This window comes from Streptomyces sp. NPDC014864 (assembly GCF_043081525.1).
GTDB lineage: Bacteria > Actinomycetota > Actinomycetes > Streptomycetales > Streptomycetaceae > Streptomyces.
The window spans coordinates 25,203-36,508 of sequence record NZ_JBIBWT010000031.1 but is presented as its reverse complement, the minus strand read 5'-3'; the positions used below and the strand labels follow the sequence as shown (position 1 = coordinate 36,508).

11 protein-coding genes and 1 pseudogene are annotated in these 11,306 nt (G+C 63.8%); 10 read left to right on the top strand and 2 right to left on the bottom strand.

Annotation, left to right across the window (positions count from 1 at the left end):
* The 3 genes and pseudogenes from ACF1A5_RS32825 to merB form a co-directional block, all read left to right on the top strand.
* A pseudogene (locus tag ACF1A5_RS32825) lies at nucleotides 1-298 on the top strand (mercuric reductase); the annotation flags it as partial.
* Nucleotides 299-335: 37 nt separating this feature from the next.
* The gene (locus tag ACF1A5_RS32820; protein WP_238587942.1) at nucleotides 336-767 is read left to right on the top strand and encodes a MerR family transcriptional regulator; all 432 of its coding nucleotides are present in this window, start codon (nucleotides 336-338) and stop codon (nucleotides 765-767) included.
* 142 nt (nucleotides 768-909) lie between these two features.
* Complete coding sequence (merB, locus tag ACF1A5_RS32815; RefSeq protein ID WP_050655203.1) at nucleotides 910-1,551, top strand: organomercurial lyase MerB; 642 nt, start codon at nucleotides 910-912, stop codon at nucleotides 1,549-1,551.
* 73 nt (nucleotides 1,552-1,624) lie between these two features.
* Here merB and ACF1A5_RS32810 read toward each other — a convergent pair whose 3' ends face one another.
* A complete protein-coding gene (locus ACF1A5_RS32810; protein WP_050655204.1) occupies nucleotides 1,625-4,654 on the bottom strand; it encodes a Tn3 family transposase in 3,030 nt (1,009 codons plus the stop codon).
* Nucleotides 4,655-4,876: 222 nt separating this feature from the next.
* Here ACF1A5_RS32810 and ACF1A5_RS32805 point away from each other — a divergent pair, with 222 nt between their 5' ends.
* The 7 genes from ACF1A5_RS32805 to ACF1A5_RS32775 all read left to right on the top strand — a co-directional run bounded on the left by ACF1A5_RS32805 (nucleotide 4,877) and on the right by ACF1A5_RS32775 (nucleotide 10,782).
* Nucleotides 4,877-5,248: a hypothetical protein gene (locus tag ACF1A5_RS32805; protein ID WP_351642795.1), complete on the top strand. Its 372-nt coding sequence runs from the start codon at nucleotides 4,877-4,879 to the stop codon at nucleotides 5,246-5,248.
* Between the two features lie 621 nt (nucleotides 5,249-5,869).
* Nucleotides 5,870-6,202: an NYN domain-containing protein gene (locus ACF1A5_RS32800; RefSeq protein WP_350834938.1), complete on the top strand. Its 333-nt coding sequence runs from the start codon at nucleotides 5,870-5,872 to the stop codon at nucleotides 6,200-6,202.
* A 94-nt stretch (nucleotides 6,203-6,296) separates the two neighbouring features.
* The gene (locus ACF1A5_RS32795; protein ID WP_350834936.1) at nucleotides 6,297-6,713 is read left to right on the top strand and encodes a hypothetical protein; all 417 of its coding nucleotides are present in this window, start codon (nucleotides 6,297-6,299) and stop codon (nucleotides 6,711-6,713) included.
* Nucleotides 6,714-6,819: 106 nt separating this feature from the next.
* A complete protein-coding gene (locus tag ACF1A5_RS32790; protein WP_211919425.1) occupies nucleotides 6,820-7,587 on the top strand; it encodes a hypothetical protein in 768 nt (255 codons plus the stop codon).
* A gap of 132 nt (nucleotides 7,588-7,719) precedes the next feature.
* Complete coding sequence (locus ACF1A5_RS32785) at nucleotides 7,720-9,003, top strand: IS256 family transposase (RefSeq protein WP_003945410.1); 1,284 nt, start codon at nucleotides 7,720-7,722, stop codon at nucleotides 9,001-9,003.
* 298 nt (nucleotides 9,004-9,301) lie between these two features.
* A complete protein-coding gene (locus ACF1A5_RS32780; RefSeq protein WP_241199208.1) occupies nucleotides 9,302-9,742 on the top strand; it encodes a helix-turn-helix domain-containing protein in 441 nt (146 codons plus the stop codon).
* 413 nt (nucleotides 9,743-10,155) lie between these two features.
* Entirely contained in the window at nucleotides 10,156-10,782 is a 627-nt protein-coding gene (locus tag ACF1A5_RS32775) for a TetR/AcrR family transcriptional regulator (protein WP_081377650.1), read from the top strand.
* Between the two features lie 135 nt (nucleotides 10,783-10,917).
* Here the strand turns inward: ACF1A5_RS32775 and ACF1A5_RS32770 are convergent, their stop codons facing one another.
* Nucleotides 10,918-11,133 (bottom strand): hypothetical protein, encoded by a 216-nt coding sequence (locus ACF1A5_RS32770; RefSeq protein WP_073513685.1) that lies wholly within the window; start codon nucleotides 11,131-11,133, stop codon nucleotides 10,918-10,920.
* Nucleotides 11,134-11,306 lie beyond the last annotated feature (173 nt).

Genomic DNA, 11,306 nt, shown 5'->3' with positions numbered 1-11,306 from the left:
CTGCCAGTGCCGGGTCCTGGACTTGGCGTACGTGCCGCGGGCACTGGTCAACCGCGACACCCGCGGCCTGGTCAAAATCATCGCCGAGCAGGGCACGGGCCGGATTCTGGGCGTGCACGCACTCACCGACAATGCCGGAGACCTGATCACCGCCGCCGGCTACGCCATGACCGCGGGCTTGACCGTGCACCAGCTCGCCCACACCTGGGCGCCGTATCTGACCATGGGCGAAGCATTGAAACTCACCGCCCAGACCTTCACCACCGACGTCACCAAACTCTCCTGCTGTGCAGGCTGAACGCGCACGCCCACCCCACGCGAAGCCGGGAACACCCATGGACACGACAACACGGACGATGACGATCGGGGAATTGTCCGCGCGCACCGCGGTGCCGGTGAAAGCGTTGCGCGAGTATACCGACCTCGGGCTGATCTGCACCCTGGGCCGCAGCCCGGCCGGGTACCGGCTCTACACCGACGACGCCCTGTGGTGCGTGCGGTTCATCGGCGAGCTCCGCGGGCTCGGGCTCACCATCGCCGAAATCCAGCACCTCCTCACCGCCGGCGGTGACACCAGCGGCCGGTCGGTCGGCACGCACCTGGCCGAGCTGCTGCACCGTTCCCGGCAACGACTCCACGAGCGGATCGGCCACGCCCAGCAGATCCTCGACCGCATCGACGAATTCGAAACAACACACAGCGCGCATGTGACCGCCGACGACCTGTGTTCAGTGGGCGATCTCTGCGGATGCGACCTGCGGGCTTGACCCTCACCCCGGGGACAGACCCTACCGTCGAAGCCACCCCGCCAAGTCACCCGGCGCACACCACCGAAAACGCTGTGGCCCTGGACGTTTCCCCCAGATACCGGCCTGCCCCGGGTCCGAACCAGACAAGGAGCCCACACTCATGAACAGCCCGATCCAGCAACTCGCCGACCGTCTCAACGACACTCTCGGCACCGCTCATACCCAGCCCTGGCTGTGGCCGTCGCTGCTGCGGCTGCTCGCCCACGGCGAACCCGTAACCCTCGACCAGCTCGCCACCGCCACCGGCCGCAGCGCCGAGGAGATCCGCCACGCCCTACAAGCCATGCCCGACACCGAATACGACGAGCACGGCCGGATCATCGGCAGCGGCATCACCCTGAAGCCCACCCCGCACCGCTTCGAGACCGGCGGCGCGACGCTGTACACCTGGTGTGCCCTGGACACCCTGATCTTCCCCGCCGTCCTCGGCCGCACCGCCCAGGTAACCTCCCCCTGCCACACCTCCGGCACCCCGGTACGGCTCACCGTCGAACCCGACCGGGTCGCCCACCTCGACCCGGCCACCGCCGTCGTCTCGGTCGTCACCCCCGACGCCCCGGACTCCATCCGCACCGCGTTCTGCAACCAGGTCCACTTCTTCGCCAGCGCCGACGCCGCCCGAGGGTGGCTCGACACGCACCCGGGCGCCACCGTCCTGCCGGTCGTCGACGCCTACGCCCTGGGCCGCCCACTGACCCAGCAACTGTTGACAGGCGACACCCCGCCCAGCTGCAGCTGCTGACCCGACCCGCCGGCCACCCGAAAGCCTGGACATGACAGAACGGGTCGGTCTGTCCAGTGAGTTCCGAACGTGCTCAGTCGTCCTTGTCGGGGGCATCGGGATCGCGCAGGGGCCGGTGGCGGTCGCCGAAGTCGGGCAGGTGGAAGGCATAGTGGCCGTCGATGCCGATGTGGGCGCGGATGAACGCCGACAGCCGCTGCGCGTCGGTGTCGAGCACCGGATAGCCTTGGGCGCGTAGCTGTTCCAGAGCGCGGTTGGTGTAGAACGTATTCCACAGAACCGTGCAGTTGAGCACCAGCCCGAGCGCGGAGAGCTGATCTTCCATGCCCTCGTAATAGGTGCGGGTCATCTCCCCTTTCTTCCCGTGGTAGATGCGACGCCCCAGGTCGTGGCGGCCCTCGGTCAGGTTGGCCTGGGCCTTGCCTTCGCGCCGATACGGTTCGTCGTCGGCCAGGCGCAGGATGTGCAGGGTTTTGAAGATCCGCCCGTAGTGCGCGATCCCTTGGCCCAACGGGGTGGGGTTCCCGTCACGGGAGATCATGCGGGTGACGTCGTGAGCGGAGACCTCACACTCATGGATCGACACCGCGACCCGGCACATATCCTCCCAGTGCGCGGCGATTTTTCCTGTGTCGATTCGCCCCCGTGCGGCCTGGTTGAGCGGGCCGTAGTCGGCGCCCTGGTCGAACCGCCACAACCGCTGATCGGGCAGGTTCGCCAACTGCGGCCGATACCGCTTGCCGATCAAATGCACCAAACCGAACACGATGTCGGAATAGGAACCGGTATCGGTAATGATGGCCTCGGGCCGGCGGCCACCCTGCTGAAGCTGCACGACATCGATGAAGTTCAACGAGTCGCGTGGCGTGCCGGACACCACCTTGGCCGCCAGCCCGGCGGACTGGTCGTTGAGCATGTTCAACCAGGTAATACCCCGTTTACGGCCGAAGTACTTCGGGTTCGGTCTCGCATGGATCGTGCGGACCGGAACCACGAACCGCATGCCATCGACCGAGGCGAGCAGCCCACCACCCCACAGCTGCGCCAACTCGATCTCGGCTTGGGCCTTGACCAACTCCACGTTGGCCGCGGTCAACGTCTCCAAACGAACATAATTCTGATCGACGTGGTGCAGGCGGTCACGAGTCAGCGCGTCCACACCGGGGCTGGTCACCGGCTTGAAACCCACATTCATCGCATGCGCGCACAGCACCGCGGCGACCGACAACCCCAGATCGGCGACGCGGGCACCATTTCCCGAGGCGTGGGTGAACGACTCGGCGAACCCGGGCACCCACGACATGACTTCCAGGACCAGCTCGGGCAGGTCGACCTCGGGCACCATGGCCTGGACCCGCCGGCGCAGATCCACCAGCGACGGCGGATCCGGCTCCGCCTTCAACGAGGCGACATGCAGACGGCCATCCTCATCGACCGTCGCCGGACCGTCGCTATCGAGCCGCGCGACGACCTCACGGTAGGCGGTGTCCACCGCGGCAGCATGCTCGCCGAGCAACGAACCCGGATCATCGGGCAGGTTCAACGCGTTCATCCCGGCCTCACGGGAACGTTCCCACGCGGGCCCGGCCAGCAACTGGGCTCGCGGGTCACGCCATCGCGTCGAGTGCGGGGCAAAGATGTTGCGGTGCTTGAGATGTCGATGGAACTGCTCGAGCAGGCACAGCGTGTAGGCGGCCCGGTCGACAGTTTCCGGTGGGCGGCCCTCGCGATAGACCAGCCGCTTCCACCCGCCACCGATGAGATCGTGGTCGACCTGACGAGCATCGAGCCAGCTCGCGGACAGTTTCGACTTCGCCGACATCAACTCGGCGAGGGTCTTCATCGCCGCCAGCACCGCCGCACCGTCCGCGGTGGCCCCGAACACCACGGTGCGCATCATCGGTGGCAGGAACACCCGGACCGTGGCCAGGCGCCCCGCCAACTCTTCCAGGCGCTGCTCGTTCAACTCGACGTCATCCACCGGAACCAGCTCGTCGATCACCGCGACAGCGGCACGGAGCTCGCTCTTGGTCGCGGTGTTCTCGATCAGATCCCACATCATCTCCAAGCTCAGGTCCGGTTCGACCTCGGTCATCTCCAACAGCACCTTCACCGCCGCGGCGAGCTTGCCCGCATGACGCGACACCCGCGGATACCGGCGCAACTTCTCCTCACGCGATTCCCGCTCGGCCTTCGACATCAGATCCGTGACCATCAACAGGTCGAACAACTCCAGCACGTCATCGGTCGCTCGGCCCGACAGCACTTTCACCGTGGCCACCATCACCGCCACCCGATGCTGGCGGGGCTCGAGGCGCCGCAACGCAGGAGCCTTGCTCGACAATCCATAGGTGGCCAGACCAATCACCCGGCGCTGCGGAACCATCGACACATCCAGGGACTGCCCTCCCACCGCGATAAGCTCGGCGAGGCGGTCCAATGCCGCCAGCATCCCTTTGGAACTGGTCCGGAACACGCCCCGGCGAAGCCGTTCCAGCTCGCTGACACGGCGCTTGCCCTCGGGCGCGGTCAGCAACGCCAGCAGCGCTGAAGCCGAACCGGCGGTCAGTTGATCGGTCAGCTGACCCCACAACCGCTGATCAGCGGCCTGGCGACCCTCGGTGACCAAACGTTCCAACGTGCGCAGACCCGGCAGCAACGCCTGGCGTTTACGTAGCCAGTCGACCGCGCCGGCGAACATCGCTTTCGGTCCGTCGCCGGTCACCCACGCCTGGTCGGAGACCCACGCCGCCAACTCCGACTCGACCTCGCTGTACGAGGTCAACCCGTACTCGCGCTGGATCTCCCAGGCATGTTCGAGTTTGGTCTTGTCCCGCTCGGTGTACTGCTTCACACACGAGGAATCCTCGATACCCAACTGCTCGGCGAGATATTCGACCAGCTCCGGGGGCACGTCGAGCGGATCGGCCAGGAACATCCCGAGCTGCCGGACCGTCACGACCTGAAGCGCGAACCCTAACCGGTTGTAGTCCCGCCGCCGACCCGCGACCAGCTTCCGGTCTTCGTCATCGAGGTAGAAGAACCGTTCCAGCTCAACACGGGACAACGCCCCGAACCGGCCGTAGCCGCCCTCATCGGTCACGCCGACATGAAATCACCTACAGCCCAGCACCGCTCGATGTTTCCGTGCTTAGCGCCGGATTGGGCGGATCTGCTCCCCGACCCCCGATTTAGCCGAAACCCGACAGGTCCGCGAGACACGGTTCGGAACCCGTACCGCATTAACAAACCAATCAGTTTCATCATATTATTTATCTTGTGATATGATAAACCCGCTAAAGAAACATTTAAGGAAGAGGATAAAATGGAATATTCAAATATCGATGATCTCAAGTCAGAAGTAGACCAACTTGGGCTCGTAGTGGCCTCACTACAAGACTTGAGGGAAATGCTCGACTACCGGAAGCTTGGACCGCGCGTCCTAACTGAAGTAGGTACAACTTTGGCGGGAGTTGGTCTCGGGTACTACCCCAAGCAGACCATCGACAGCAACCCGCAGCCGCGACAATGGGAAGAAGTGCGCATATACGCAAAGAGTTCGGCTGTAGGGAAGGTGATCGACGCAGTTCTCGAACCGGGAGCATCGAACGATACTTTCCTTCTCGAAGTTGCCGATGCAGACGACGCGAAGGCTGCTGAGATCCTCGATCAGATCCGCACACTCATCGACGGTTAGATAAAAGAGCTTAGGCGCCGTGATCGCGACAGTTCCTTGCCGCCGGATGGGGACTTCCGCTATCGAACCGGAGGACGGATTTCATGCTTCGAAATACCCACAGAGCTGCGGACATCGGGTCCGGCCGCGAAGTTCGGTTGCGTTCTCCACTCCCACATAAGAAGTGCGGCGACACAGCACTGCTACCCAGGAAATGATCAAAACCCCGGTGACATGCACATAGTGCAGAGGCCGATCCGGGGTCTTCGATAATAATCCTACAGCACTTCCACATCAAAGCTCTACAGAACCGCCGGAGTGAGATGCCCAACCGTTCCACAGCCCTGATCCAGAGCCTGAATACACTGCTCACTCCCGAACGCCTCGCACCGTACAAGGCCGCGGCCGGAGACGACATCGAAGGTGCACTGGATCTCTACGAATGGAACAGTCGCATCAGCGCTGCAGTGTTCGAAGACCTCGGTTACCTCGAAGTCGCGCTACGCAACGCCTGCCACAACCAGCTCATAATCTGGAATCAGCGCGAAAACAACGACGTGCCTTGGTATTTCAGAACAATATTCGGCCAGGAATCCCAGAAGGACATCGAAAAGGCTCGCCGGCGCTCTACTCGAACTGCCGATGTTGCGGGTGTATTGGTACGACTCTGCCCGCAACGGGATCCCGGACGCGCAGCAGGAACGCATCGGCGAACTCCCGAAAGTGAAGCTCCGACTCGGACGGTTCGGCGTCAACGGCGAGCAGAAGGGCGTCGATCTTCGGATCGGCCTCGACCTGGTGGCCCATGCCCGCAACAGGGCATCCGATGTGTTCTTCCTCGTCTCCGGCGACGACGACCTCGCCGAAGCAGTCGAAGAGGCCCAGGTGCACGGAGTGCAGGTCCTGCTGCTCGCGGTACCGACCGCCGACGGTAAAGCGCACGGCGTGAGCCGGCATCTGGTCCGCGGCCGATGACCTCGACAACATCGACGGCGCGGCGCTCGATGCCGCAGTGGTCAAAGTCGATCGCCACCCCGGGCCGGCGCCGAGACCCCCGCACCGGCCGTCGATGTCGACGACGACCGCAGCGGCGGCGCACCCGCCCACTCGCACTCCCCTCGACCTCGCGAGGCCTCAGCACACCCCGACAACGCCGCGACCGACATCGGTTCTGGCGTACAGTGTTTCAACGGGATCGCCCGCCCACAACCCGCACGGGTACGGTGACGACAACGACGAGCACGGCCCACTGATCGACGACGTCGTCTCCCGCGTTCTCACAGCGTTTCAGGAAAGCGCGACCGGTGAGGACCAACTCGAACTTCAGGCGGCGCGGCCCTCGATTCCACCGGACATCGACCGCGCACTTCTGCGGGACGCCTGCGACGTCACCCAGAAGTACGACCTGGACGAGAAGATCCGATACCGGTTGCGGGCACGGTTCTGGACGAAGTACGACCACTCCTGCGCCACGCCGCGAAGCTGACACACACCGACCCCGACGAACACCAGAGCACCGGCGCGAAAAAATGCAGTGCTGCAACAGATTCCGAACACACTGGACTGTCGGTGGGTACTGTCACGATGTTCCCATGGACCCCCGTGATGAACCGTTGACCGTTCCCGACGACTGCGTTCGGTGGTGCAGCGCCCGCGATCAAGGTCTTGCGGTGCTCGACGACATGGCCCTCGTCGACCTCGACTGGTGGAACACCCGCCTCGATCGCCACCGGATCCCGGTGCGGATCGCCGGCCACGACCGCGACGGACACCAGATAGACACCGGGACAGCGTATCTGAGCCGCAGTGATCTTCAGTGCGAGAGCGGCACCCTCGAAGTCGACGGTTGGCGGGATCTGAGCGCCCTCTACCTGTGCGCGGCGTGGCTCTACGCGCACCCGCACCGGGGCCGGGCACGGCGCTTCGTCGACGTCCGCACCCCGAGCACCCCGGATCAACCGTTCCGGGTCATCACCGAAGCGTTCGCCGCGTGCGAGCGATCCCCGGCGCTGACCGACGCCGGCCCGTTCCGGCAATGGTCCGGATGGCCGAAAACCCCCGGCGTCGGGCCGTCACTGTTCTCGTTGTACTGCTGGGCCACCCACCCCGACAGCATCTGGCGACCGCAACTTCTCGATCAACAATCCGTGTCGACCCTGCTCCAGCACGGCTGGCTGGAAAACCCCTCGGTCCCCCAGTTCACCGTCGCCCGCTACACCCGCTACACCGACCTGCTCCACCACTGGGCCCGACAAGCCGACACCACCGCCGAACTCGTCGAAATGTGGCTCACCCACCACTGGCGCACACAGATCACCGACGCCGACCGGGTGCGCCGCGCTCACCGCAACAACACCTGAACCCACACCCGTCGAGGCACCGGAAAAGACGGGCCCACCTCCCCGAACAGTCTCAGCCGGCGAACGGGGGGCGGCGCGATCTCATCGGGACTGTAAGAACAACGGTGTAACTCTGAAAGGAGATACGCCACTATGACTGATGTGATTGATCGTGAGACAGAGACGAACTCGGCTCAGCCGGGTATCAGCGATGCGCGGCTCAAAGAGCTGGTCGAGCAGGCGCGAGCCGAAGGGCTGCAGTTGACCGGAGATGGTGGATTGCTGTCGAAGCTGACCAAGCTAGTCGTGGAGTCCGCGCTCGAAGGCGAGATGGACGACCACCTCGGATACGGCAAGAGCGACCCGGCAGGCAGGGGCAGCGGCAACTCCCGCAACGGTAGACGCACCAAGAACGTGTTGACCGAGGCCGGCCCGGTCGAACTCGAGGTGCCCCGTGACCGGGATTCCTCCTTCGAACCGAAGATCGTGGCCAAGCGGCAGCGTCGGCTCTCAGGCGTGGAGGACATGGTGATCTCGTTGTCATCCAAGGGTTTGACGACCGGTGAGATCGCTGCACACCTGGCCGAGGTGTACGGAGCCGATGTGTCCAAGCAGACGATCTCGACGATCACCGAGCGGGTGATGGAAGGCATGGCCGAGTGGCAGAACCGGCCGTTGGACCCTGTGTACCCGGTGCTGTTCATCGACTGCATCCACGTCAAGATTCGCGAGGGCAACGTCGCCAACCGGCCGATCTACGTCGCGATGGGGGTGACTGTCGACGGCACCCGCGACATCCTCGGATTGTGGGCCGGTGAGCACGGCGACGGGGAAGGGGCGAAGTACTGGCTTCGGGTGTTGTCCGAGCTGAAAAACCGTGGTGTGCAGGATGTTCTGATCGTCGTGTGCGACGGTCTCAAGCATCTACCCGACTCGATCGAGCAAGTGTGGCCACAGACCATCGTGCAGACTTGTGTGGTCCATCTTCTCCGTAACACCTACGCCTATGCCTCCCGCAAGGACTGGTCCGAGATCGCCAAGGACCTCAAACCCGTCTACACGGCGCCGTCGGAGCAGGCCGCGCTCGACCGATTCGCAGAGTTCAGTGACAAATGGGAGAAACGCTATCCCGCGATCATCAGGCTCTGGACCAATGCCTGGGCTGAGTTCGTGCCGTTCCTACAATTCGACAACGCCATCCGGCAGGTCATCTACACGACCAACGCCATCGAAAGTGTCAACGCCCGAATCCGCAGGGCTATCAAGGCCCGTGGACACTTTCCGACCGAGGCCGCGGCCTTGAAATGCGTGTATCTGGCCATCATGAGCCTCGACCCGAAAGGCACCGCCCGCCAACGCTGGTCCAACCGATGGAAGGCAGCACTGAATGCCTTCGAGATAACGTTCGACGGACGGCTGTCTGCCGGACGAAAGTAGTTAGAAATCAATCAATTACACCGTTTTCTGGACAGACCCATCTCATCCGATACAGTCCCAAGGTTCAGCGGCTGGGGAGCCGGCATCGGCCGACGGCCCGTCGGTATGGGGAAGGGGAGAGTCGGCTGTTCAGGGCATTGTGCGCAACCGCAGCGATAAGTCGAGGGAAATTCGCATTCTGTGCCCGCATGGTGGAACCGTTCGGACACGGCGTGCCCGGCGTGCCGAGCGGCGGTCGGCCCCTGGTTCTCGTTTTCCGCTCGGTACTGTTTTCGGCCTTTTCGACGTGAGGAATCGTATGTTCGCTGACCGGTTGAATATGTTGTTCGAGGATTCACCGCGACTCGGTCACCCCGTCACCCAAGCAGAGGTGGCAGACGATCTGACAGCCGGCGGCTGGCGTATGTCGCGGCCCTACTTGTCTCAGTTACGCCGAGGTCTGCGGACGAGCCCTTCTCCGGATGTCGTTGCCGTGCTTGCGGATTACTTCGGAGTCGATCACGACTACTTTTTTCGGCCGGCCGGCAGCGAGTCCACGGACGCGTCGGCCGTCATCGACCGGCTCGAACAGGGGCCGCTGCGGCGCTTGTTGTCCTGCGTGGACGGTCTTTCCGAATCGTCCGCAGGGCTGGTCCTCGACATGGCCGAACGTTTGCGGCGCGCAGAGAAGTGTCCGGCAATCACTGCGGGCGACGGGTGCCACCAAAAAAATCTGACGTCCGGCCGAAGGCGAGTCTGAGATTCACACACGACCACCGATACCGAAACCTCGCGCGGGTCCTGGGACTGGCGCCACCCATTTGGGTCGATTCCGATACGCCCAAGCTCCTGTTTCGTCGGTCGCTGTCGGGTCGGGTTTCTCGGTGCCGCCACACTTGGGGTCGGCTACATCGGAGGCTGCTGCTCTCGCTCGATCGGGATTTGTGAGCTTGTGGCCGTGACGGTCCTCGATTGTTCGGCACTATTGATCTCGACAAAGATGTGACGGCTTTGCCGCCCACGATCGGGAAAAGGGAGTTCACTGATGGGCATGGCGAGTACGGGGCCGCGCACGGTCGTGCCCTCGGGCGTTCGGAATGAGCTGTACGAAATTCTGCGGAGCGGTGGTCCTCGCACCGCCCGAGACCGAGCGACCCTGATTGGACTGGTGAGATGACCGAGCGCAACGGGACGTACGTCGTCGCCGACCGTAAACCCTTGCAACCTCGAGCCGAACGAACGCGAGGAAAACTCCTCGCCGCGGCAGCCGCACGATTCGACGCCGAAGGCTACACACTCGCCAACGTCAACACCGTCATCGCCGACGCCGAAACCACCAAAGGTGGAATGTACTTCCATTTCGCATCCAAAGAATCGATGGCGCAAAACCTCATCGAAGAATGGTCCCGCGCGGTGCACCACGCTTTCGCAGATGCCAAAGCGACCCGATCTACCGCCCTGGCGCAGGTGGAGATGATCTTTCGGATACTCGCCCGCCGCCTCGACGCGAACCAGATCCTCCGGGCCGGAATGAAACTCAGCCTCGAACCCTCGATCGAGGGCTCGCACCAGACCTACCTGCGGTGGGTAGAGAACACCGACGACCTCGTCGCACGCGCCATCGAGGCCGGCGACGTCCGTGAAACCCCGGCGGTACATCGACTCGCCTGGAACCTGTGGGCGGGAACAATCGGCGCCACACAAGCGATTCCCGCGGACTGCGACGAGGTCAGCCTGTCGACCCGAATCGACGATGCCATCGCAGCGCACTTCTCGTCCATCGCGACCAACCACATCTGACATCGAGACCGGCAACACCTCCGGCGAAGACGCGAACCGCGCCGGGTCGGCAAACCCCCACCGCGTGCTGCACCGCATCGGACAGCGTCGAGGGCATCGGAAAGGACGGGCACACCCGGCTTCCCCCGGGCGGTCTCAGTCGGCGGGTGGGGGTGCGCTCGAGGCGATATCGGATCGTCGCCGGATGATCGCATCGAGGGCATCGCACAGGCTGATGCTCTCCTGCAGCAGCTGCATGAGCAGTTGTTGGCTGTGCTCGTCCATCGTGCGGCCCTCCACCGCCATGATCGGGGTGAGCGCGGCGAGCTCCGAATCCGCCTGCGCCTCGGTCACACCTCGCTGTGCCGCCACTACCGCTCTCCTCTCGCTCCCTGATCCAGTCCACCGTCATCGACGGTGGCTCCATCCCATCACCATCAGTACATCGGTGGAGGGAACGACAGCGAGCCTGCCATCGTCGAGTGCTGATTCCACACCATTTTCGTGGACTCCGCGCGGGCCTGAAGCGGTACCACCCTGGCGGA

What these genes read in the sequence shown, in the direction of transcription:
- ACF1A5_RS32820 (WP_238587942.1), top strand. Translation starts at nt 336, where the DNA reads ATGGACACGACAACACGGACGATGACGATCGGGGAATTGTCCGCGCGC.
- ACF1A5_RS32805 (WP_351642795.1), top strand. Translation starts at nt 4,877, where the DNA reads ATGGAATATTCAAATATCGATGATCTCAAGTCAGAAGTAGACCAACTT.
- ACF1A5_RS32790 (WP_211919425.1), top strand. Translation starts at nt 6,820, where the DNA reads ATGGACCCCCGTGATGAACCGTTGACCGTTCCCGACGACTGCGTTCGG.
- ACF1A5_RS32800 (WP_350834938.1), top strand. Translation starts at nt 5,870, where the DNA reads ATGTTGCGGGTGTATTGGTACGACTCTGCCCGCAACGGGATCCCGGAC.
- ACF1A5_RS32785 (WP_003945410.1), top strand. Translation starts at nt 7,720, where the DNA reads ATGACTGATGTGATTGATCGTGAGACAGAGACGAACTCGGCTCAGCCG.
- ACF1A5_RS32780 (WP_241199208.1), top strand. Translation starts at nt 9,302, where the DNA reads ATGTTCGCTGACCGGTTGAATATGTTGTTCGAGGATTCACCGCGACTC.
- ACF1A5_RS32775 (WP_081377650.1), top strand. Translation starts at nt 10,156, where the DNA reads ATGACCGAGCGCAACGGGACGTACGTCGTCGCCGACCGTAAACCCTTG.
- ACF1A5_RS32795 (WP_350834936.1), top strand. Translation starts at nt 6,297, where the DNA reads ATGTCGACGACGACCGCAGCGGCGGCGCACCCGCCCACTCGCACTCCC.
- merB (WP_050655203.1), top strand. Translation starts at nt 910, where the DNA reads ATGAACAGCCCGATCCAGCAACTCGCCGACCGTCTCAACGACACTCTC.